The sequence below is a fragment of the Streptomyces endophytica genome, assembly GCF_026153355.1.
Classification (GTDB): domain Bacteria; phylum Actinomycetota; class Actinomycetes; order Streptomycetales; family Streptomycetaceae; genus Streptomyces; species Streptomyces endophytica.
Genome location: NZ_CP110636.1, coordinates 203,733 through 225,820, shown reverse-complemented (window position 1 = coordinate 225,820; position 22,088 = coordinate 203,733). Strand labels below are relative to the sequence as shown.

Below are 22,088 nucleotides of genomic sequence, written 5' to 3'. Positions count from 1 at the left end.
GTGCCAAGACCTGCTCCCGCCTGGCCTCCCAGGCCCGTAACGGTGAGGCAAACCGAGACGTGCTGACGACCACCACCATCAAGGTCCTCGAACCAGGGGACCTCGACGATGCGCTCGCGGTCCTCGACCGCGACCCGGTCGCCAACGCCTTCGTCGCCGCCCGCGTCCAGGTCGCCGGACTCGACCCCTGGCGGCTGGGCGGCGAGATGTGGGGCTGGTACGTCGGCGGCCGGCTGGAATCGCTCTGCTACGCCGGCGCCAACCTCGTCCCCGTCTGCGCCACCTCCGAGGCGGTCCGCGGCTTCGCCGAGCGCGCCCGCCGCCAGGCCGGCGGTGCTCCTCCATCGTCGGCCCGGCCGGCCCGACCGCCGAACTCTGGTCGCTGCTGGAGCCGCACTGGGGCCCGGCCCGCGAGCTCCGCGCCCACCAGCCGCTGATGGTCACCACCTCGCAGTCCGCCGAGATCGCCCCCGACCCGTACGTCCGGCGGATCCGCAAGAACGAGATGGACCTGATCATGCCGGCCTGCGTCGCCATGTTCACCGAAGAGGTCGGCATCTCCCCGATGGCCGGCGACGGCGGGCTGCTCTACCAGGCCCGGGTCGCCGAACTCGTCGGCTCCGGCCGCTCCTTCGCCCGCATCGAGGACGGCAAGGTCATCTTCAAGGCGGAGATCGGCGCCGCCACTACGCGCGCCTGCCAGATCCAGGGCGTCTGGGTCGACCCCGCGCACCGCGGCAAGGGCCTGTCCGAGACCGGTATGGCCGCCGTCCTCCGCTACGCCCTCAGCGACGTCGCCCCCGTCGTCAGCCTCTACGTCAACGACTTCAACACCGCCGCCCGGGCCGCCTACCGACGGGTGGGCTTCGAGGAAGTCGGCGCGTTCATGAGCGTACTGTTCTGACCCCCGGCCTTGTACGCTCCGACCATGGATGACGTCGCGGTCGGCCCCCTCGATCTCGCCGCCCGCGTGGACGACGCGCTCGCGGTGCAGGCGCTCGCCTTCGGCCTCAGCGAGGAGGAGATCGCCGTCCGCCGGCACATCGTCCTGCGCCACCTCGACTGCCCCGGCGCCCGGGCCCTGGGCGCCACCACCCCCGCCGGCCGGCTCGTCGGCTTCATCTACGGCATGCCCAACGACCGCGCCCACTGGTGGTCCACGGTCGTGGAGCCGTATCTGCGCAGCGAGGGCCTCGACCACTGGCTCGACGACTCCTTCACCATCACCGAGCTGCACGTCCACCCCGCCTACCAGCACCGCGGCCTCGGCCGGGCACTGATCACCCGGATCACCGACGGCGCCGGCGAACCCCGCTCCATCCTCTCCGCCATCGACGTCGAGAGCCCGGCCCGTAAGCTCTACCGCTCCCTCGGCTACCACGACCTGGCCCGCCGCGTCCTCTTCCCCAGCGCCCCCACCCCCTACGCCGTCATGGGCGCCCCCTTGCCCCTGAAGCGCCCCTGATCCGGGGCCCACAGGCAAGCCCCCACTCACCGTTTTCCTGCCCCCAACGGGAGGGGACGGGCCGGAGGGGCCGGTTGTGTGGACGTAAAGCGCCAGCAGTCCACACAACCGGCCCCGGAGGCCCGTCACCGCACCCGACAACCACCCGCACGCCGCAGGCGCAACGGCGAGCACACCCGCGGCGCCGCAGACAGGTACGTGGGAGGCACCGCACACCGCGGGCCGTATCCCATTTCCGCGGGACACACCCGGCCCGCTAACCTCCAGGGAGTCACCTTTCTTACGCAGGAGAAACTCCCATGGCCAACGCCGCACAGGTCCAGCGCATGTCCCGCTTGATGATCAAGACACTGCGCGACGACCCGGCCGACGCCGAGACCGCCAGCCACAAGCTGCTCGTCCGCGCCGGGTACGTCCGCCGCTCCTCCGCCGGCATCTGGACGTGGCTGCCGCTGGGCATGAAGGTCCTGGAGAACGTCTCCCGCGTCGTCCGCGAGGAGATGGACGCGATCGGCGGCCAGGAAGTCCTGCTGCCGGCGCTGCTGCCCAAGGAGCCCTACGAGACCAGCGGCCGCTGGGAGGAGTACGGCGACCTGCTCTTCCGCCTCAAGGACCGCAAGGGCGCCGACTACCTCCTCGGCCCCACCCACGAAGAGATCTTCACCCTCACGGTCAAGGACCAGTGCACGTCCTACAAGGACCTGCCGGTGATCCTCTACCAGATCCAGATCAAGTACCGCGACGAGGCCCGCCCCCGCTCCGGCGTGCTGCGCGCCGCGAGTTCCACATGAAGGACTCGTACAGCTTCGACACCACCGACGAGGGCCTGGCGCAGTCCTACGCGCTGCACCGCGAGGCGTACCAGAAGATCTTCCAGCGCCTGGGCCTGGACTACCGCATCGTCTCCGCCGTCTCCGGCGCGATGGGCGGCTCCGCCTCCGAGGAGTTCCTGGCCCCCGCCGCGGCCGGTGAGGACACCTTCGTCGACTGCCCGGCCTGCGACTACGCCGCCAACACCGAGGCCGTCACGGTCAAGGTCCAGCCGGCCGACGGTTCCGCCCACGGCCCCGTCGAGGAGCTGGACACCCCCGACACCCCGACCATCGAGTCGCTCGCCGAGTTCCTCGGCGTACCGGCCTCCGCGACGCTCAAGAACCTCCTGGTCAAGGTCGACGGCGAGATCGTCGCGGTGGGCGTGCCCGGCGACCGCGAGGTCGACCTCGGCAAGCTGGGCGAGCACCTCGCGCCGGCCACCGTCGAGCTGGTCACCGCCGAGGACTTCACCGACCGCCCGGAGCTGGTCCGCGGCTACGTCGGCCCGCAGGGCCTGGCCGGCAAGGCGTTCCGCTACATCGCCGACCCCCGCGTCGCCCCCGGCACGGCCTGGGTCACCGGCGCCAACAAGGAGGGCAAGCACGCCCGCAACGTCGTCGTGGGCCGGGACTTCGAGGTCGACGACTACCTCGACGTGGTCGTCGTCGAGCCCGGCGACCCCTGCCCGAAGTGCGGCACCGGCCTGAAGATCGACCGCGCCATCGAGATCGGCCACATCTTCCAGCTCGGCCGCAAGTACGCGGACGCCTTCGAGCTCGACGTGCTCGGCCAGAACGGCAAGCCGACCCGGGTCACCATGGGCTCGTACGGCATCGGCGTCTCCCGTGCGGTGGCCGCGCTGGCCGAGCAGACCCACGACGAGAAGGGCCTGTGCTGGCCCCGCGAGGTCGCCCCGGCCGATGTGCACGTCGTCGCGGCGGGCAAGGCCCAGCAGACCGAGCTCGCGCTGGCGATCGGCGACCGGCTCGGCGACGCCGGCCTGCGCGTCCTGGTCGACGACCGGGCCGGGGTCTCGCCGGGCGTGAAGTTCACCGACGCCGAACTGCTGGGCGTGCCGACCATCGTGGTCGCCGGCCGGCGCGCCGGTGAGGGCGTCGTCGAGGTCAAGGACCGCCGCACCGGCGAGCGCGAGGAGCTGACGGTCGAGGAGGCCGTCGCCCGGCTCAGCGCCTGATCCACCGGGTACGCCTGGGACGAAACCGCTGCGGCGCCACCGGTCCTCCGACCGGCGGCGCCGCAGCGCAGGTATGAGGGGCCTACAGCCAGGCCGCGAACTCCAGCAGCAGCTCGCCGCGCTGGCGGTCGCCCACGGCCGCCTCCCGCACCCCGGCGTCCACCGCCCGGTACAGCGTCCAGTCGCGCAGCCGGTCCCGGTCCACTTCCAGGGAGTCGGCCAGCTTGGCCACCCGGCGGCGGACCGCGGCGGCCGCCCCCGACCCGGCCACCAGGTCCTCGAAGCGGTCCAGCACCAGCGCCGCCAGGTCGTACGCCCGCTCGCCGACCACCGGCGACGGGCCGATCGCCAGCCACGGCGCCCGCTCACCGGCCAGCACCTTGCCCTGGCGGAACGCCCCGTGCAGCAGGAACCGCTCCGCCGAAGCGGCCGGCAGACCACGGCGCAGCTCCTGGGCCTCCGCCACCAGCGGACCGGCCGCCCGGGTCAGCCCACCCGCCGTCCCCAGCGCCTCCGCGTCCGCCTCGGCACGCCCGGCCAGGGTCTCGAACGGGTGCTCGGCCGGCGGCTCCACCCACAGGCGCCGGACCGTACCGGACGCCTCCAGCAGGGCCTTGGCCTCCGGCAGCGAGCGCAGCGACACCCCGCTCTGCAACCGCTCCAGCAACAGCGCACCGCTCGCCGCGTCGGCCCGCAGCAGCCGCACCGCACCCCAGCCGTCCCAGGTCGCGAGCGCCGCCGCCTCGTGCCCGGCGCGGCGGCCCGGAGCCGGCAACTTCAGCGCCGCCGGCGTACCGTCCGCCTGCCGTACGAGCGCCAGCAGACTGCTGCGGCCACCGGGGGCGTGCACCCGTTCCAGCGTCAGCTCCCAGTCGTCGAGCCGCTGCTGAACCAGCGTCGGCAGCGCGTCGAGCCACTGCCGTACCGGGCTTTCCGGGTCGCCGCTCACCGAACTCACCAAACGCTGCGGTGGTTCGATGGGTGCCGTTGCCATGCCTGCGCTGTCCCTTTCCTCAAGCCTTCCCGGGGCGGTGACCGCCGGTCGTTCAGAGCGCGCCCGCGGGGGCGCTCGCGGAGCCGGACGGAGCGGCGCCCGAGGCCCGCTCCGTGAGCCCAGGGAAGGCTACGCCGCCGCCGCGCCAGCGCACCGCCCGCACCGCCGCCTCGCGCAGCGCGGCGGCCGCCTCCCGCCGCCGGGCCCGGCCGCCGGCCCGTACGAGGTCCGCGTAGACGGCGGCCAGCCGGTCCTCCAGCTCCGCCGCCAGCCGCACCGCGGCGGCCGGGTCGGGCACCGGGAACGGCAGTTCGTACGCGGCCGCCGCGGCCTCGGGCGTGCCGCCCAGCGCCAGCACCTCGCGGCGCAGCGCGTCCCGGCGGGCGCGGTGGGCGTCGTAGGCGGCCTGGGCCTCGGTGCGCCGGTCGTGGGAGATACGGCCGCCGACCACGCCGTAGCCGTAGACCGCGGCGTGCTCGGCGGCCAGCGCGGCCTGCACGGCGGTCAGCTCCGCGCGGCTCTCGTCGCTCCGCTCGTCGCTCCGCTCGTCGCTCTTCTTCCGTGAGGTCATCGGGGCGGCTCCGTCAGCAGATAGGCGTGCGCCGCGCCGGCCGCGGCCACCGAGGCGAGCAGCCGGGCCAGTTCGGGCGGCGCGGTCAGCAGCGCGGTGGTCCGGTTGTCGGCGAGCTTGCGTTCCGCGGCGGCCAGGGCGCCCTGCGCGGCCTTCTCGTCCCGGGCACCGGGGGCGCGGCGGCCCGGTGCGGGCGGCCCCGGCGGGCGGAGCCGGCGGGGGAGGGGGAGGCGCCACCGGTCGTGAACGCCTGGACGTGCCGGGCCACTTCGGAGCGCAGCGGGCGCAGCCGCGGCTCCAGAGCCGGGTGCGCGGTGAGCGTCGCGTCGTAGCGCGCCAGCAGCGCCGTACTGTCGTGGGCCGCGGCCGTGCGTAGCCGGTCGGCGGCGGAGGAGTGCTCGTCCCGTTCGGGGGAGACGTCCTCGGAGCAGCCGGCGAGCAGCGCCGCGCCCCCCAGGGCGGCGCCGGCCAGCAGGGTCCTTCTGCGTGTGAGCGCCACTTTCGGCACGTTGCACTTCCCGGGGTCTTCCGTTGTGATCACCGCAGGCGAGAGTATCCGTGACCACCCACCGAATCGTCAGTACCCCGCCGGAACCGATAGGCTTTGACCCGACACGCGATCCACCCACAACAGCACACGCGGCCGAGGAGTCACCCGGATGAGCACCACCCAGAGCGAGAGGCTGCGCGGACTGCTTGAACCGCTCGTCGCCGCCCGAGACCTGGATCTGGAAGAGATCGAGGTGACACCGGCCGGGAAGCGCCGGGTGCTGCGGATCGTGGTCGATTCCGACGAGGGCGTCCAGCTGGACGAGTGCGCCGAGCTGAGCCGCGAGGCGTCCCAGGTCCTGGACGACACCGACGCGATGGGCGGCGCGCCCTACACCCTCGAGGTGACGTCCCCGGGCGCCGACCGCCCGCTGACCGAGCTGCGCCACTACCGCCGCGCCCTCGGCCGCCTCATCAAGGCCCAACTCACCGACGCGGCAGGGTCCGGGGAGCTGGTCGCCCGGATCACCGGCGTCGACGAGGACGGCCTCGATCTGGAGGTTCCGGGCGTGAAGGGGCGCAAGCCGACGGCCCGCCGGGTCTTGTTCGACGAGATCGCCAAGGCGCGCGTCGAGCTGGAATTCAGCCGTAAGCCGGAGAAGGCGGACAAGCGCGACGCGCAGCACGAAGAGAAGATCGACGAGAACAAGGAGGAGGCGTAGCCGTGGACATCGACATGAGTGCCCTGCGGGGGCTGGTGCGGGAGAAGGAGATCTCGTTCGACCTGCTGGTCGAGGCGATCGAGTCGGCCCTCCTCATCGCTTACCACCGCACCGAGGGCAGCCGCCGGCGGGCGCGGGTGGAGCTGGACCGCAACACCGGCCATGTGACGGTGTGGGCGAAGGAGGACCCCGAGGACCTGGAGGAGGGTGCCGAGCCGCGCGAGTTCGACGACACCCCGTCGGGCTTCGGCCGGATCGCGGCGACCACCGCCAAGCAGGTCATCCTGCAGCGGCTGCGGGACGCCGAGGAGGAGATCACGTTCGGTGAGTACGCCGGGCGGGAGGGCGACGTCGTCACCGGCGTGGTCCAGCAGGGCAAGGACCCCAAGAACGTCCTGGTCGACATCGGCAAGCTGGAGGCCATCCTGCCGGTGCAGGAGCAGGTCCCCGGTGAGGAGTACACCCACGGCACCCGGCTGCGGTCGTACGTCGTCCGGGTGGTCAAGGGCGTGCGCGGCCCTTCGGTGACGCTGTCGCGCACCCACCCCAACCTGGTGAAGAAGCTCTTCGCCATGGAGGTGCCGGAGATCGCGGACGGGTCGGTGGAGATCGCCGCCATCGCCCGTGAGGCCGGGCACCGCACGAAGATCGCCGTGCGCTCGACGCGGTCGGGGCTGAACGCCAAGGGTGCGTGCATCGGCCCCATGGGCGGGCGGGTGCGGGCCGTGATGGCCGAGCTCAACGGCGAGAAGATCGACATCGTGGACTGGTCGGACGACCCCGCCGAGCTGGTCGCCAACGCGCTGTCGCCGGCCCGGGTCAGCAAGGTCGAGGTCGTGGACCTGGCGGCGCGCTCCGCCCGGGTCACCGTCCCCGACTACCAGCTGTCACTGGCCATCGGCAAGGAGGGGCAGAACGCCCGTCTCGCGGCCCGGCTCACCGGATGGCGGATCGACATCCGGCCGGACACCGAGCACGCCTCGCAGGCCGGGGATCACACGTCGTAGCCGCCGGAGCCGCGGCCCACGGAAAAATTGGTGGCGCCGCGGCACCCCGACGGGAATTCTGAGCAGCCGTTCGGCCTTTACCCCATCGGGGTGCGGTCGGCGCGGGGAGGTAGACTTAAGCAGTGTCTGGCCGGACGCATGCCCGCGCATGCCCTGAGCGCACATGTCTGGGATGCCGGGAGCGGGCGGTCAAGGGCGATTTGCTGCGCATCGTGGAGATCGAGGGCGAGTGTGCCCCTGATCCTCGCGGTACGCTGCCCGGCCGGGGTGCATACGTGCACCCGACACTGGTCTGCCTCGACCTGGCGGTCCGCCGCCGGGCGTTTCCCCGGGCCTTTCGGGGCCGGGGGCCGTTCGACACGACGGACGTGCGTCGGTTCCTCGAACGGCGCGCCGGTTGAAGCCGCCCATTGCAATAACGCACAGCAAGATGCACAGCGCACGGAAAACCGTGCGGTCAGGTACCTCGCGAGTCGGAAGTAGGTCGAGATTGCGATGAGCACTCGATGAGTACGCGATGAGTACGCCCATGAAGTAGCGACGGTCCGGTGGACACCCCGGACCTAGAAGGAGCGAAGTGGCTAAGGTCCGGGTATACGAACTCGCCAAGGAGTTCGGCGTGGAGAGCAAGGTCGTCATGGCCAAGCTCCAAGAACTTGGTGAATTCGTCCGTTCGGCGTCCTCGACGATCGAGGCGCCGGTTGTTCGCAAGTTGACCGACGCTTTCCAGGCAGGCAGCGGCAACGGCCGCGCCGCCGGGAAGCCCGCGGCGCCGCGCAAGTCGGCCCCCGCGAAGCCGTCGGCGCCCTCTCCGGCGCAGGCGGCTCGTCCTGCTGCCCCGAAGCCGGGTGCCCCCAAGCCGGGCCCCGCGGCCCCGGCTCCGGCCGCCTCCGAGGCGCCGGCCCCCGCGGCCCCCAAGAGCACCACCCCCGCTCCCGGCCCGCGCCCCGCCCCGGCGCGCCCGGCAGCACCCAAGCCCGCTCCGGCCGCGCCCGCGCAGCCCGAGTTCCAGGCACCCCCGGCCGCCCCGTCGGCCCCCCGTCCCGGTGCCACCCCCGGCCCGCGCCCGGCCCGTCCGGCGCCCGGTCCCGGTCAGGGTGGTCAGGGCCGTGGCAACGCCCCGCGCCCCGGCGCCGAGCGTCCGGCCGCGCGTCCCGGCGGTCGTCCGTCCGGCCCGCGTCCGGGTAACAACCCCTTCACCTCCGGTGGCTCCACGGGCATGGCCCGTCCGCAGGCCCCCCGTCCCGGTGGCGCGCCGCGTCCCGGTGGCCAGGGTGGCCCCGGTGGCCCGCGTCCGCAGGGCGGCGGCCAGGGCGGCCCCCGTCCCCAGGGCCAGGGCGGCGCGCGTCCGACCCCCGGTGGCATGCCCCGTCCGCAGGGTGCCGCGCCCGGCGCGGGCCCGCGTCCCGGCGGCGGTAACCGCCCGAACCCGGGCATGATGCCGCAGCGTCCGGCTGCCGGCCCGCGTCCCGGCCCCGGTGGCGGCGGGCGCGGTCCCGGCGGTGCCGGTCGTCCCGGCGGCGGTGGCGGTCGTCCGGGCGGTGGCGGCGGCTTCGCCGGCCGTCCCGGTGGCGGCGGCGGTCGTCCCGGTGCCGGCGGTGGCTTCGCCGGTCGTCCCGGTGGCGGTGGCCCCGGCGGTGGCGGCGGCGGCTTCGGCGGTCGTCCCGGCTTCGCTGGTCGTCCCGGCGGTCCCGGTGGCCGTGGTGGCACGCAGGGTGCGTTCGGCCGTCCCGGCGGTCCGGCGCGTCGCGGCCGCAAGTCGAAGCGGCAGCGCCGTCAGGAGTACGAGGCCATGCAGGCCCCGTCGGTCGGCGGCATCATGCTGCCGCGCGGCAACGGCGCGACGGTTCGGCTGTCGCGCGGTGCCTCGCTGACGGACTTCGCGGAGAAGATCAACGCCAACCCGGCGTCGCTGGTCCAGGTCATGCTGAACCTCGGCGAGATGGTCACCGCGACCCAGTCGGTCTCCGACGAGACGCTCCAGCTGCTCGCCGACGAGATGAACTACGTCGTCGAGATCGTCAGCCCGGAGGAGGAGGACCGCGAGCTGCTCGAGTCCTTCGACATCGAGTTCGGCGAGAACGAGGGCGGCGAGGAGATGCTCGTCTCCCGTCCGCCGGTGGTGACCGTCATGGGTCACGTCGACCACGGTAAGACCCGACTGCTCGACGCGATCCGCAAGACGAACGTCATCGCGGGCGAGGCCGGCGGCATCACCCAGCACATCGGTGCCTACCAGGTCGCGACCGAGGTCAACGAAGAAGAGCGGCGCATCACCTTCATCGACACCCCCGGTCACGAGGCGTTCACCGCCATGCGTGCCCGTGGTGCCAAGTCGACCGACATCGCGATCCTCGTGGTGGCGGCCAACGACGGTGTCATGCCGCAGACGATCGAGGCCCTGAACCACGCCAAGGCGGCCGACGTGCCGATCGTGGTCGCGGTCAACAAGATCGACGTCGAGGGCGCCGACCCGACCAAGGTGCGCGGTCAGCTGACCGAGTACGGCCTGGTGGCCGAGGAGTACGGCGGCGACACCATGTTCGTCGACATCTCCGCCAAGCAGGGCCAGAACATCGAGTCCCTGCTGGAGGCCGTGGTCCTCACCGCGGACGCCGCGCTCGACCTGCGGGCCAACGCCGAGCAGGACGCGCAGGGTATTGCGATCGAGGCCCACCTCGACCGCGGCCGCGGCGCCGTGGCCACCGTCCTCGTCCAGCGCGGTACCCTCCGCGTCGGCGACACGATGGTCGCCGGTGACGCGTACGGCCGAGTCCGTGCGATGTTCGACGACAAGGGCAACAACGTCGAGGAAGCGGGTCCGTCGACCCCCGTCCTGGTCCTGGGTCTCACCAACGTCCCGGGTGCCGGCGACAACTTCCTGGTCGTCGACGAGGACCGCACGGCCCGCCAGATCGCCGAGAAGCGCGCGGCGCGCGAGCGCAACGCGGCCTTCGCCAAGCGCACCCGCAGGGTCTCCCTGGAGGACCTGGACAAGGTGCTCAAGGCCGGCGAGGTCCAGCAGCTCAACCTCATCATCAAGGGTGACGCTTCTGGTTCCGTCGAGGCCCTGGAGTCCTCGCTGCTCCAGCTCGACGTCGGCGAAGAGGTCGACATCCGGGTGCTGCACCGCGGCGTCGGTGCGGTCACGGAGACCGACATCAACCTGGCGTCCGGCTCCGACGCGATCGTCATCGGCTTCAACGTGCGGGCCGAGGGCCGCGCCACGCAGATGGCCGAGCGCGAGGGCGTCGACGTCCGGTACTACTCGGTCATCTACCAGGCGATCGAGGAGATCGAGGCGGCCCTCAAGGGCATGCTCAAGCCGGAGTACGAAGAGGTCGAGCTCGGTACGGCGGAGATCCGCGAGGTCTTCAAGTCGTCCAAGCTGGGCAACATCGCGGGTGTTCTCATCCGCTCCGGCGAGGTCAAGCGCAACACCAAGGCGCGCCTCATCCGCGACGGCAAGGTGGTCGCGGAGAACCTCAACATCGACGGTCTGCGTCGCTTCAAGGACGACGTCACCGAGATCCGCGAAGGGTTCGAGGGCGGTATCAACCTCGGCAACTTCAACGACATCAAGGTCGACGACGTCATCGCGACGTACGAGATGCGAGAGAAGCCGCGCGGCTGATCACGCACTGACCTTTCGGGGCCGGTCGGCGGAAGAAACTCCGTCGATCGGCCCCGGCCGTTGCGTGTACGGTTCGAACTGACACGTACGCCCCCGGCCCATGCCGGGAGGTACCCCCAAGGCCCCACGGGTGGCTTGACCCGGCTTGCATGTACGTAGGGACGCTGTCCTTCGACCTGCTTCTCGGCGACGTACGGTCGCTGAAGGAGAAGCGCTCCGTCGTCCGCCCGATCGTCTCCGAACTCCACCGCAAATTCGCGGTGAGCGTGGCGGAGGTCGGGGACCAGGATCTGTACCGCAGGGCCACCATCGGCCTGGCGGTGGTGTCCGGGGACGTCGGGCATCTCACCGATGTCATGGACCGTTGCGAGCGCCTGGTCGCCGCACGGCCCGAAGTGGAGCTGCTGTCGGTACGCCGACGGCTGCACGGCGACGACGACTGACCTGATGACGGGGCAGGTCGCCGCCGGTGGAAGCACAATTGTGGAAGACAAGAAGGAGACGGACCAGTGGCCGACAATGCGCGGGCGAAGAAGCTGGCGGACCTCATCCGGGAGGTGGTCGCCCAGAAGCTGCAGCGCGGCATCAAGGACCCGCGGCTCGGCTCGCACGTGACCATCACGGACACCCGGGTCACCGGCGACCTGCGGGAGGCTACGGTCTTCTACACGGTCTACGGCGACGACGAGGACCGGGCCAGCGCCGCCGCCGGACTGGAGAGCGCCAAGGGCATGCTGCGCTCCGCGGTCGGTGCCGCGGCCGGCACGAAGTTCACGCCGACCCTGGCGTTCGTCGCGGACGCCCTGCCGGAGAACGCCAAGACCATCGAGGACCTGCTCGACAAGGCACGGGCCTCGGACGCCAAGGTCCGTGAGGCCTCCTCGGGCGCCCGGTACGCCGGCGAGGCCGATCCGTACCGCAAGCCCGGCGACGACGAGGATGACGAGGGCACCGCGTAAGAATGAAGCGTGAGAGCAACAAGCCGGGCGGCCTGGTCATCGTCGACAAGCCGGCCGGCTTCACTTCGCACGACGTGGTGGCGAAGATGCGCGGTATGGCCCGCACCCGCCGGGTCGGCCATGCCGGCACCCTCGACCCGATGGCCACCGGCGTGCTCGTCCTGGGCCTGGAGCGGGCCACCAAGCTCCTCGGCCACCTGGCGCTGACGGAGAAGGAGTACGTCGGTACCGTCCGGCTGGGCCAGACCACGATCACCGATGACGCCGAGGGCGAGATCACCGCGTCCAAGGCGGCGCACGGCCTGGCCCGCGAGGACATCGACGCCCGGGTCGCGCAGCTGTCCGGCGCGATCATGCAGGTGCCGTCCAAGGTCAGCGCCATCAAGATCAACGGCAAGCGGTCGTACTCCCGGGTGCGCGAGGGCGAGGACGTGCAGATCCCGGCCCGCCCGGTCACCGTCTCCTCGTTCGTGGTGCACTCCGCGCACGAGACCGAGGCGGAGGACGGCACGCCGGTGACCGACCTGCTGGTCTCCGTCGAGTGCTCCTCCGGGACGTACATCCGTGCCCTGGCCCGCGACCTGGGCGCCGGGCTCGGCGTCGGCGGCCATCTGACCGCACTGCGCCGCACCCGCGTCGGGCCGTACAAGCTGGACCAGGCGCACACCCTGGAGCAGCTCCAGGCGGCGGTGGACGCCCCCGAGGGCGGCGGGCTGCCGATCATGCCGGTCGGTGAGGCGGCGGACGCGGCCTTCACCCGCTGGGACGTCACCGAGGCACAGGCCCGGCTGCTGCTCAATGGCGCACGGATCGCGATGCCGCGCTTCGAGGCCGACGGGCCGGTCGCGGCCTTCGGGCCCGATGGGCGGTTCCTGGCGCTGGTGGAGAACCAGGGCGGGAAGGCCAAGAGCCTGGCGGTCTTCGCCATCTGACCGCTGGGGACGGACCGGAAACCCCGCTTCGGGGAGGTGGTGGAACGCGGGCCGCCCGGCAGGCACGGGTGCCGGTCCGCGCTCCACCATCCCCCTCCGCTTGATCTCTATCCAGGGCACCTCGGGCATTCACTCATTCGGCGAGGCGCTCGGAGTGAAGCAAGGCGCGGACGGGGGCGCGTTCGCCGCACCCCCTGCCAGGACGATCACGGCCTGCTTACCGTCGGGGGACGGTACCGGCGGGAAGGATCGGCAATGGCGTTGCTGGATGCCGATGCGGACTCCGCACTGGTGCGGATCCGTGATCTGGCAGGTCACACCCGTGGCACGGGATTCCTCGCGGACCACGAGGGCACGGTGGTCACCAGTCATGAGGCCGTGGACGGCGCGGCCGGACTGGTGCTCCAGCCCATGCGGCCCGTCACGGCCACCGGCGGGGCGGCCACCGCCTGGACCCGCCCGGTGGAGCCGAGCGACATCACGCCCCTCCCCGGAAGCGGGCTCGCGCTCATCAGGACCACCGGCTTCCGCCCGGACCGGCTCCGCCCGCTGCCGATCGGCACGGCCCGGCCGGACGCGGGCGCCCCGGCCCGGCTCTGGACGGGCGGCTGGCTGGACGGCACGGTCGTCGGCCCCGCCTCCGGCGTCACGTACACCGCCGGCGACCGTGTCCATCCCCTTGACCACACCCTGGAGTTGGCGCTGTGCGCGGGCGGCCGGGAGGCGCTGCGGCTGGGCGGGCCCGCGATCGGCGGGCCGGTGCTGGACGGCCGGACCGGTGTGGTGCTCGGCGTCCTCGGCAGCGCGCTGCACGCCGGCCGCCGGGCCGGCGGCCTCGCCGTCCCGCTGCGCGCGATCGCCGAGGCCGCGCCCAGGGCCCACTGGCCGCCCTGCTGGCACGCAACGCCACGACCGTCCCCGCGTACGGCAGCGAACTGAACCCCGCCGGGGTACTGCGGCTCACGGCCCTCTCCGCGAGCCCGTCCGCCCCCGCCCGGCCGCTCCCCGAACCAGTCGAACGCCCTGACGTCCAGGGGGAGTTGACCCGCTTCACGGAGGCGGAGGCGTACCGGGCGTCCGGGGCGCGCGTGCTGGCCCTGGTGGGCGGCCCGGGCACCGGGCGGAGCACCGAGCTGGCCCGGCTCGCGGCGCGCCGGGCGGCCGGCGCGCCACCGGCCCCCACCGTCCGGCTGCGCGGCGCCGACCTGCGGGCCGGTGACGAGGGCGTACGCGCCGCGGTGGGGCGCGCGCTGCGCTCCGCGGGCCGGGACCTCGTCGCCTCGGGTCGTACGGCGGGCGACCCGACGGACGCCACCCCCGAGACCGTCGCCGCACTCGCCGCCGGCACCGGCCGGCCGCTGCTGGTGCTCCTCGACGGCCCGGAGGAGATGCCGCCCGCGCTGGCCCGGCACGAGCGGCTGGCCGAATGGACCGCCGCGACGGTCCACTGGCTGCGCACCGCCCGCGTCCAGCTCGTCATCGCCTGCCGCCCCGCCCACTGGGAACGGGCCGGAGCGCTCTTCCCGCCCGGGCTGCTGCACCGGCCGCGACCGGGCGGTGCGGCGCCCTCCCTCCCCGATTGCGTGGCGGTCGGCGACCTCCCCAAGACGGCGGCGGAGCGCGCCCGGGAACGCTACGGCCTGCCGCCCGGCGCCCCCGCCGCCCCGGACGCCCGCCACCCGCTGACGCTGCGGCTGCTGGCGGAGGTACGGGAGGAGCTGGCCGGGGGAGGGGCGGGGCCGGGGCGGAACGCGGGAACGGTGAGCCGGGCGGGGCGCTGCTCGGCGCACCGGACCGCCACCAGGTCTTCGACGCCTACCTGGACCTGATGTCCCTGCGGATCGCCGTACGCATCGCCGCCGGGTACCGGCCCGCGCCGCGCGGCATCGCCGTGCGCCGGCTGGCCACCCAGGTCGCGGGCCAGGTGCACGAGGCCGCCCGCCGCTGCCTCGCCTCAGTGGAGGGCGCGTTGGACCGTCCGTCCTTCGAGGAGGTCTTCCCGGCCCGGGCCGGCTGGTCCGCCGCGGCGCTCGCCGAGGGCCTGCTGGTACCGGCCGGCCCCGGATTCCGCTTCGCCCACGACGAGTTCGGCGAATGGCTGCAGGGCGCCCACGTCGATCTCGACCTGCTGACCGTCCCGGGCCACCGCCCGGCCCCGGTCGTCGAGGCACTCCTCCGGCTCGCCCGACAGGCGGGCCGGGTCCAACTCGCCTTCCGGCTCGCCGAGTTGGTGCCGATGGCGACGGCGGCTGGCGAAGGGCCGCTCCGGGCCACCTACGGGGACGGCTTGCTCCAGGCTCGGCGCGAGGACGTACCGCAGGCGCAGCCCGCGCTCCTCTCTTACGACGGTGACGCCGGCGATTCCAGCGACTGCGGCGGCTCCGGCGATTGTGGTGGCTCCGACGATTGCGGTGGCTCCGGCGATTGCGGTGGCTGCCATGGGCCGTCGCCGGATGTTCCGGATCTTCGGGATGTTCAGGATGTCCGGGATCTTCTGGGGGATCCGGATGGCGGGGCCGGGCCGGGCGTTCCGGGAGGGGGGCCGGACACGGAGCGGGGGCGGAGCCGGATGTGCTGGGGGAGGGGGCGGCGGTTGCGTCCCCACGGCCCGTGGACGGGCCCCGGTGGGCCCGGCAGCTGCTCACCGGCGTACTGCTCGCGGTCCCCGACGCCGGGCCGTACACCGGCGTGCTGCGGCTGCTGGCCGACCGGATCACCGAACGGTCGCTGCGGGCGGGCGGTTTCGCGCACACGGGGCTGGACGCGTTCGGGCCGTGGTTCTGGGAGCGGCTGGCACTGGCGGACGAGGACCGGCTGGACCTGCTGCGCCGGCTGGTGCCGGCTGACGGGCGGGGGCCGGCGGCGCGGTGGGCACACCGGCGCGCTTTCTGGACGCCGCGGCCGAGCTGCTGCGCGCCGACCCGCAGCGCGTCCAGCCCCTGTTCTGCGCATGGTTCGACGACAACCGCCTGCTGGGCGCCGGACTGCCGGGCCGCCCGGCCCCCGACTCCGTACCTCCGCCCCGGGGTTCCACGCCTCCGCCTCCCGGCTCAACACCCCTGCTGGATTCGTCCGTACCGGCGCCGCGCGAGATCACCGTCGCGGCCGCCGCGCAGGCCCTCCTGTACGCCCACCGCCGGCGGGCACCCGACGCGCTCACCGAGGCGCTGGTGGCGGCCGCACACCCCAGGGGCGACGAGCTGCTCGGCGCGCTCGCCGAGGACGAGCCGTCGACGATCTGCCGGGCCGTCGCCCGCTGGGCCCAGGACCCCTGCCCCCGCCGCCGGGCGGCCGCCGCGTCGTACGGCCTGCGTGCCGCGCCCCACGCCCGTACGGAGGCCGATCGCGCCCTGCTCCGCGAGGCGGCCCTCGCCCTGCTCTCCGGGCCTCAGGGCACACCGCACGGGACGCCGTCCGAAGCGACGGACGAAGCGACGGACGAAGCGACGGACGAACCGACGCTCGCAGCGACGCGCGCGGCGAAGGGCGAAGCGACGGGCGAAGTGCCGGGCGAAGCGGAGGGCGAACCGTTCGCCGAACCCTGCGTGGGTTCGGCGCTGGCGCTCCTGGTGGGCGACCCGGTCAGCCGCCCCCGCTATCTGGCCCGGGCGCTGGCCCGTTTCGTCGCGGGAGACCCGCAGCTGCCGCCCACGGCGTTCGCGGGTGCCCTCGCCGAGCACCCCGTGCCGGTGCTGGCCGCCTTCCGGGCCCGGCTCACCGGCGGCGAAGGGCCACCGGTCGCCGCCGCGCTGCTGCGGCTGCTCGCCGGGCTCGACGCGCCCGGGCCCGCCACCCGTGCCGCCTCGCTCGTCCGCGACTACGCCCGGTGCAGCCCGGACCGCGCCGCGCGGCCGGTCGCGGAGTTCGTCGCCCATCGCCTGGAGCGCGGACCGGCCGCCCGCGCCGCGCTGCGCCAGTTGGCCGGTGAGCTGATCACCGGCTGCCCGGCGCCGGTCCGGTGCGCACTGGCCGATGTACTGGCGGAGGCCGGTTCCGGCGCCTCGGAAGCGCTGCGCGGCGACCTGCTGGAGGCCCTGCTGGCGCAGGAGGAACAGGAGCGGGGCCCGTACGGTCTGGCCCAGGGCGAGCACGGTGCCGCCGCCGACACCAGCGTCCTGGAAGCGCTGCTCCGGGCGGCCGCCGAGGGCTGCGAACGGCGGCCCGCGGAGCGCACCCGTGACCTGGTGCGGCGCACCGGCGTGCTGCTGGCCCGTACGCCGGGCGGCGCGGCCCGCTACGAGCGGCGGCTGGCGGAGCTGGGCCGCCGCCTGCCCGGCTTCGCCCGCCGGCTCCGGGAGGGGGCGGCGGATCCGGCGGGGTCCGCCGCGACGAGGGGAGCCCGCGCCCGTACGCCGGCGGCCGGGAGCCGGAGCGGGTGACCGGGCCGGAGGCCGCGGCCGGGGCGCGTACCGGAAAACGGACCGGGGGCACGGACCGGCGGCAGGGGCCGGCGGCACGGACCGGCGGCACGAACCGGGGGCACGGACCGGGGTCAGGGTCCCGACCCCCACCCCGACCCCGCCCGGCCTTGAGCCCGACCTCAGATGCCGTCGGTCAGGCGTGCGCGATCAGGTGTCCGTGGGACGGAGACCGGGTACCCGGCCCGGGTGCGGGGCCGGCGTGGTGCCGCCGTGAAGATCCACCGGGCGGTCGCCGGCGACCCTTCGCGCGAAGCACCACCCGGGGCATGGCAGTCTTAGACCTGCGCCATGCCGACGTGGCGCAGTGGACTGACAAGAGTTCGGGCGAGGAGCGGGCAGAGTGCAGCGCTGGCGTGGCTTGGAGGACATCCCCGAGGGCTGGGGACGCAGCGTCGTCACCATCGGCTCGTACGACGGTGTGCACCGCGGCCACCAACTGATCATCGGCAAGGCCGTCGCGCGCGCCCGCGAGCTGGGGATCCCGGCGGTGGTCGTCACCTTCGACCCGCACCCCAGCGAGGTTGTACGGCCCGGGACCCACCCGCCGCTGCTGGCGCCGCACCACCGGCGTGCGGAGCTGATGACCGCGCTCGGTGTGGACGCGGTCCTGGTGCTGCCGTTCACCAAGGAGTTCTCGAAGCTGTCGCCGGCCGACTTCGTGGTCAAGGTGCTGGTCGACAAGCTGCACGCACAGGTCGTCGTCGAGGGCCCCAACTTCCGCTTCGGCCACAAGGCGACCGGCAACGTCGAGACCCTCGCCGAACTCGGGACCACCTACGACTACACCGTCGAGGTCGTTGACCTCTTCGAGCGCGGGGAGGCGGGCGGCGGCGAGCCGTTCTCCTCCACGCTCGCCCGCCGGCTGGTCGCCGGCGGCGACGTGACCGGTGCGCGGGAGGTCCTGGGGCGGCCGCACCGCGTCGAGGGCGTCGTCGTCCGTGGCGCCCAGCGGGGCCGTGAACTGGGCTTCCCGACGGCCAACGTCGAAACCCTGCCGCACACGGCGATCCCGGCCGACGGCGTCTACGCGGGGCTGCTGCAGGTCGAGGGCGAGGCGATGCCGGCGGCCATCTCGGTCGGCACCAACCCGCAGTTCGACGGCAAGGTGCGCACGGTCGAGGCGTACGCGATCGACCGCGTCGGGCTGGACCTGTACGGGCTGCACGTGGGGGTGGACTTCCTCGCCTACATCCGCGGCCAGGAGAAGTTCGACACCCTCGACGCCCTGCTGGACCGGATGGCGGTCGACGTGAAACTGGCCCGCGGCCTCATCGCCGACGCGGGCTGACGACGGGACGTGCCCCAACCGGCCGCGGCCGGTTGGGGCCTGAGGGTCGGAGATGTGACGGCCTGGGGCCTGAGTGCCTGGTTGCCTGACTGCCTGACTGCCTGAGGCCTGACGGCTGACTGCCTGAGGCCTGACTGCCTGAGGCCTGACGGCCTGGCGGGAGCTTCCCCGTTGACGGGAGCCTTCCCCACCGGCACAAGTCTTCCCCGCCGATGCAAGCGTTCCCCGCCGCTTTCCCGTTTCCCGCCGAACCAGTTTTTCCCCGCCGCCCACCCCCCTTCGGGGGGTGGGCGGGTGTAGTGCTGCGGTTGCGGCTGTGACTGTGGCTGTGGCTGCCGTGTTCCGTGGGCGGGCGTTGCGCTCAGGTGTTGTGTGCCCTGGGCGGGCGTTGCGCTCAGGTGTTGTGTTCCCCGGGCGGGCGTTGCGCTCAGGTGTTGTGTTCCCCGGGCGGGCGTAGCGCTCGGGTGTCGTGCCGCCGTGAACGTCAACTCGGCCGGAATCAGGCGGAGTTCGACCGGGAAGGGTTCACTCGTTCGGGTCGGCGTGAGGTACGGGCGTGACGGCCCTCGCAGGGCCTCGGCCCGCGCGACGTAGATGACCTTCACGATGACCGTCACGTGACCTTCACGACGCTCAAGACGTCCACGGGAGCCAACCGGCGTCGCCTACCGGGCCGGCACACCGAATCTCGCACACGGGTCGGGGCCCGGCACCCACAAGGTGCCGGGCCCCGACCCGTATCGCTCTGCGCCTGCGCGCCCGTCAGCCCGTGCTACTGCGGAGGCGGCTGCTGCTGCCAGCCCGGGGCCAGGCCGGACTGGTCCGGCTGGGGGGCGTCCGGGGCGGGCTGTTGCTGCTGCCAGTGGGCCGGCGGCTGGCCGGGCTGCTGGGTCCAGCCGCCCTGCTGCGGCGGGTAGCCGGCCGGCGGCTGGCCCTGCTGCGGGTGCTGTTGCGGCTGCCCCTGCTGCGGCTGCCCTGTTGCGGCTGGCCCTGCTGGGCGGCGTACTGCTGCTGTTGCTGGGCGTACGGATCGCCGCCCATCTGCTGCTGCGGGTACATCCCCTGCGCCTGCTGGGCCCGCGCGAAGTCCTCGGCCACCAGAGCGGAGAGGTTGAAGTACGCCTCGCGGGTCTTGGGCCGCATCATGTCGAGGTCGACCTCGGCACCGGCGGCGAGGTGTTCGTCGAAGGGGACGACCACGACGCCGCGGCAGCGGGTCTCGAAGTGCGACACGATGTCGTCGATCTTGATCATCTTGCCGGTCTCGCGGACACCGGAGATGACCGTGATGCCGCGCTGCACCAAGTCGGCGTAGCCGTGCGCGGAGAGCCAGTCCAGGGTCGTACTGGCGCTGCTCGCACCGTCCACGGACGGGGTGGAGATGATGATCAACTGGTCGGCGAGGTCGAGGACTCCGCGCATCGCGCTGTAGAGCAGACCGGTACCCGAGTCGGTGAGGATGATCGGGTACTGCTTGCCGAGGACGTCGATCGCCCGCCGGTAGTCGTCGTCGTTGAACGTCGTCGAGACGGCCGGGTCGACGTCATTGGCGAGGATCTCCAGACCCGACGGGGCCTGCGAGGTGAACCGGCGGATGTCCATGTAGCTGTGCAGATGCGGGATCGACTGCACCAGGTCACGGATGGTCGCGCCGGTCTCGCGGCGCACCCGTCGGCCGAGCGTGCCGGCGTCCGGGTTGGCGTCGATCGCGAGGATCTTGTCCTGCCGCTCGGAGGCGAGCGTGGAGCCCAGCGCCGTGGTGGTCGTCGTCTTGCCGACGCCGCCCTTGAGGCTGATCACCGCGATCCGGTAGCAGGACATCACCGGCGTACGGATCAGCTCCAGCTTGCGCTGCCGCTCCTCCTGCTCCTTCTTCGCGCCCAGCTTGAACTTCGACGGCTGCGCGTTGGCGCCCGGCTTGCGCTTCTTGGGCTGGTTGCGCAGCAGCCGGTCGGAGGTCAGCTCGACCGCCGCGCTGTAACCGAGCGGTGCGCCCGGAGCCGCCCGCTGCGGCTGCTGCTGACCGGGCTGCGAGTACGTCGCGTAGTTCGCCGCGGCGTTGGGGTCCGCCTGCTGGCCGGGCAGCGGCTGATACGGCGCCTGCTGTGCCTGCTGCGCCTGCTGTGCCTGCTGCGCTTGCTGGGCCTGGTGCGCCTGCTGTGCCTGGTGCGCCTGTTGCTGGGCCTGGGCGGCCTGTTGGGCTTGGGCGGCCTGCTGCGCCTGTGCGGCCTGCTGGGCCGCCTGGTGCTGGTCGTACCCGGGCTGCTGCTGGCCCTGCTGGGGATAGCCCTGCGCCGCGGTCTGCGGGTAGCCGTAAGCGGGCTGCTGCGCGGCCGCGTTGGGGTGCTGCTGCGGCTGGCCCTGCTGTGGGTAGCCGTACGCGGGCTGCGGATAGCCGTAGGCGCCCTGCGCTTGCGCGGGCTGGCCCTGCTGGGGGTACCCGGCCTGCTGGGGGTGCTGCGCCTGCTGCGGGTAACCGGCCTGCTGCTGCGGCTGCTGCTGGGCCGGCATCTGCTGCTGGCCCAGCTGCGGCACGCCCTGCTGCGGCTGCTGACCGTGCTGGGCCGGCGGCTGCTGACCGGCCTGGGCCATGCGCGGGTCGGCGGGCTGGAACTCCGGCGGCAGCGGCGGCAGTCCACCCTGGCCGGGAACGGCCTGACCGGGGACGCCCTGCCCGGGCACCCCCTGCCCGGGAACGGCCTGGCCCGGGACGCCCTGCTGCTGACCGTCCGTCGCGGCGCCCCACGGAGCGCCCTGCTGCGGGACACCCTGCTGCTGCGGAGCGCCCTGCGGTACGGCCTGCTGCGGCTGCTGACCCTGCTGGGCGGGCGGCTGCTGCTGGCCCTGCACGGGTGCGCCCTGCGGATGTGCCTGCTGCGGCACCGGCGGCTGGCCCGCCTGCGCGCCCTGAGCGGCGGCATCGGGAACGTGCTGGACCGGCTGGGCGGGCGGCTGCTGCTGGACCGGGGGAGCGGCCTCCGCGGCCGGGGCGGCGCCCTCGGCAGGGGAGTTGGGGGCCATGGCATCCGGCTGCGGTGCCGGGGCGGCGGCCGCGTTCACCGTCTCGGGTGACGCCTCGGGCTCCGGCTCGCTGTCGTCATCGTCGTCCCAGAGGGAGGCCGACGGGTCGACGCCCGTGCCGGAACGCTTGTTGCCGCCGTCGGACGCGTCGTTCGCGGCCGGCGCGGGCTCCGCGGGGGCCTCCGGCGCGGCGCCGTCCGCGCCCTGCGGACGCAGCGTCGGGAAACCGGGCGGTGCGGCGTCCACGGCCGGTGCGCCCTGCTGCGGAAGGCCCGGCACCGGTGCGCCCTGGGCCGGCCCGGTCAGCGGCTGACCGGTTGGCGGGCCGGGCGGCGTCGCGGCCGGCGGAGTGGTGGGCGAAGGCGCAGGAGAAGCCGCGGCACCCGCGCCGCCGCTGGTGTCGTTGCTCGCGTACCAGGCCGGCGCGGCAAAGTCGATCTTGAACTCGCCGGTCAGGTCGAACTCGGACTGGTCGTCGTCAGGATCGTTTCCGTCCGGCCGGAAAGCCTCCTGCTCGTTCACTGTGCCTCCTGGTGTACTGCAACGCACCTGAACGGCAGGACCGGATACAGGCGGA

At 73.6% G+C, this 22,088-nt stretch carries 15 protein-coding genes and 4 pseudogenes; 14 read left to right on the top strand and 5 right to left on the bottom strand.

Going from position 1 to position 22,088, the window contains the following annotated elements; all coding sequences use genetic code 11:
* Nucleotides 1-59 precede the first annotated feature (59 nt).
* The 3 genes and pseudogenes from OJ254_RS00945 (at nt 60) to OJ254_RS00935 (ending at nt 3,473) form a co-directional block, all read left to right on the top strand.
* Nucleotides 60-904 (top strand): annotated as a pseudogene (locus OJ254_RS00945) (GNAT family N-acetyltransferase).
* Between the two features lie 24 nt (nt 905-928).
* Complete coding sequence (locus OJ254_RS00940) at nt 929-1,465, top strand: GNAT family N-acetyltransferase (protein ID WP_265360865.1); 537 nt, start codon at nt 929-931, stop codon at nt 1,463-1,465.
* Nucleotides 1,466-1,764: 299 nt separating this feature from the next.
* A pseudogene (locus tag OJ254_RS00935) lies at nt 1,765-3,473 on the top strand (proline--tRNA ligase).
* 82 nt (nt 3,474-3,555) lie between these two features.
* On the opposite strand, the gene OJ254_RS00930 reads toward OJ254_RS00935, so the two are convergent.
* The 3 genes from OJ254_RS00930 to OJ254_RS00920 all read right to left on the bottom strand — a co-directional run bounded on the left by OJ254_RS00930 (nt 3,556) and on the right by OJ254_RS00920 (nt 5,537).
* Nucleotides 3,556-4,467 carry an aminoglycoside phosphotransferase family protein gene (locus tag OJ254_RS00930; RefSeq protein WP_265360864.1) on the bottom strand — a complete coding sequence of 304 codons (912 nt, stop codon included), beginning with the start codon at nt 4,465-4,467 and terminating at the stop codon, nt 3,556-3,558.
* Between the two features lie 52 nt (nt 4,468-4,519).
* On the bottom strand, nt 4,520-5,038 hold the full coding sequence (locus OJ254_RS00925; RefSeq protein ID WP_265360863.1) for a ferritin-like domain-containing protein: 519 nt from the start codon (nt 5,036-5,038) through the stop codon (nt 4,520-4,522).
* 85 nt (nt 5,039-5,123) lie between these two features.
* Complete coding sequence (locus tag OJ254_RS00920) at nt 5,124-5,537, bottom strand: hypothetical protein (RefSeq protein WP_341483536.1); 414 nt, start codon at nt 5,535-5,537, stop codon at nt 5,124-5,126.
* A gap of 160 nt (nt 5,538-5,697) precedes the next feature.
* On the opposite strand from OJ254_RS00920, the gene rimP reads away from it, so the two are divergent.
* From rimP to OJ254_RS30825, 9 genes are all read left to right on the top strand, one after another.
* A complete protein-coding gene (gene rimP, locus OJ254_RS00915) occupies nt 5,698-6,249 on the top strand; it encodes a ribosome maturation factor RimP (protein ID WP_265360862.1) in 552 nt (183 codons plus the stop codon).
* Nucleotides 6,250-6,251: 2 nt separating this feature from the next.
* Nucleotides 6,252-7,256, top strand: coding sequence for a transcription termination factor NusA (gene nusA / locus OJ254_RS00910; RefSeq protein WP_265360861.1), 1,005 nt, complete (start codon nt 6,252-6,254; stop codon nt 7,254-7,256).
* Nucleotides 7,257-7,378: 122 nt separating this feature from the next.
* On the top strand, nt 7,379-7,657 hold the full coding sequence (locus OJ254_RS00905; RefSeq protein WP_265360860.1) for a YlxR family protein: 279 nt from the start codon (nt 7,379-7,381) through the stop codon (nt 7,655-7,657).
* A gap of 176 nt (nt 7,658-7,833) precedes the next feature.
* On the top strand, nt 7,834-10,890 hold the full coding sequence (gene infB / locus OJ254_RS00900) for a translation initiation factor IF-2 (RefSeq protein ID WP_265360859.1): 3,057 nt from the start codon (nt 7,834-7,836) through the stop codon (nt 10,888-10,890).
* A gap of 149 nt (nt 10,891-11,039) precedes the next feature.
* Nucleotides 11,040-11,333 (top strand): DUF503 domain-containing protein, encoded by a 294-nt coding sequence (locus OJ254_RS00895; protein WP_030414192.1) that lies wholly within the window; start codon nt 11,040-11,042, stop codon nt 11,331-11,333.
* A 66-nt stretch (nt 11,334-11,399) separates the two neighbouring features.
* Nucleotides 11,400-11,849, top strand: a complete 450-nt coding sequence (rbfA, locus tag OJ254_RS00890; protein ID WP_265360858.1) for a 30S ribosome-binding factor RbfA — start codon at nt 11,400-11,402, stop codon at nt 11,847-11,849.
* Between the two features lie 2 nt (nt 11,850-11,851).
* Nucleotides 11,852-12,781 (top strand): tRNA pseudouridine(55) synthase TruB, encoded by a 930-nt coding sequence (gene truB, locus OJ254_RS00885; protein WP_265360857.1) that lies wholly within the window; start codon nt 11,852-11,854, stop codon nt 12,779-12,781.
* A 255-nt stretch (nt 12,782-13,036) separates the two neighbouring features.
* Nucleotides 13,037-13,720 (top strand): S1 family serine peptidase, encoded by a 684-nt coding sequence (locus OJ254_RS30830; RefSeq protein WP_341483535.1) that lies wholly within the window; start codon nt 13,037-13,039, stop codon nt 13,718-13,720.
* 101 nt (nt 13,721-13,821) lie between these two features.
* Entirely contained in the window at nt 13,822-14,610 is a 789-nt protein-coding gene (locus OJ254_RS30825) for a hypothetical protein (RefSeq protein ID WP_341483534.1), read from the top strand.
* Between the two features lie 125 nt (nt 14,611-14,735).
* Here OJ254_RS30825 and OJ254_RS30820 read toward each other — a convergent pair whose 3' ends face one another.
* Complete coding sequence (locus OJ254_RS30820; protein ID WP_341483533.1) at nt 14,736-15,221, bottom strand: hypothetical protein; 486 nt, start codon at nt 15,219-15,221, stop codon at nt 14,736-14,738.
* 442 nt (nt 15,222-15,663) lie between these two features.
* On the opposite strand from OJ254_RS30820, the pseudogene OJ254_RS30815 reads away from it, so the two are divergent.
* Together OJ254_RS30815 and OJ254_RS00875 are read left to right on the top strand one after the other, a co-directional pair.
* Nucleotides 15,664-17,160 (top strand): annotated as a pseudogene (locus tag OJ254_RS30815) (hypothetical protein); the annotation flags it as partial.
* A gap of 382 nt (nt 17,161-17,542) precedes the next feature.
* Nucleotides 17,543-18,490, top strand: a complete 948-nt coding sequence (locus OJ254_RS00875) for a bifunctional riboflavin kinase/FAD synthetase (RefSeq protein WP_265360856.1) — start codon at nt 17,543-17,545, stop codon at nt 18,488-18,490.
* 772 nt (nt 18,491-19,262) lie between these two features.
* Here OJ254_RS00875 and OJ254_RS31315 read toward each other — a convergent pair.
* Nucleotides 19,263-22,033: pseudogene (locus tag OJ254_RS31315) on the bottom strand (SCO5717 family growth-regulating ATPase).
* Between the last annotated feature and the right edge of the window lie 55 nt (nt 22,034-22,088).

Coding starts and splice junctions, on each gene's coding strand:
- OJ254_RS00895 (WP_030414192.1), top strand. CDS start 11,040: ATGTACGTAGGGACGCTGTCCTTCGACCTGCTTCTCGGCGACGTACGG.
- OJ254_RS30830 (WP_341483535.1), top strand. CDS start 13,037: ATGGCGTTGCTGGATGCCGATGCGGACTCCGCACTGGTGCGGATCCGT.
- OJ254_RS30820 (WP_341483533.1), bottom strand. CDS start 15,221: ATGGCAGCCACCGCAATCGCCGGAGCCACCGCAATCGTCGGAGCCACC.
- OJ254_RS00940 (WP_265360865.1), top strand. CDS start 929: ATGGATGACGTCGCGGTCGGCCCCCTCGATCTCGCCGCCCGCGTGGAC.
- truB (WP_265360857.1), top strand. CDS start 11,852: ATGAAGCGTGAGAGCAACAAGCCGGGCGGCCTGGTCATCGTCGACAAG.
- OJ254_RS00930 (WP_265360864.1), bottom strand. CDS start 4,467: ATGGCAACGGCACCCATCGAACCACCGCAGCGTTTGGTGAGTTCGGTG.
- OJ254_RS00925 (WP_265360863.1), bottom strand. CDS start 5,038: ATGACCTCACGGAAGAAGAGCGACGAGCGGAGCGACGAGCGGAGCGAC.
- rimP (WP_265360862.1), top strand. CDS start 5,698: ATGAGCACCACCCAGAGCGAGAGGCTGCGCGGACTGCTTGAACCGCTC.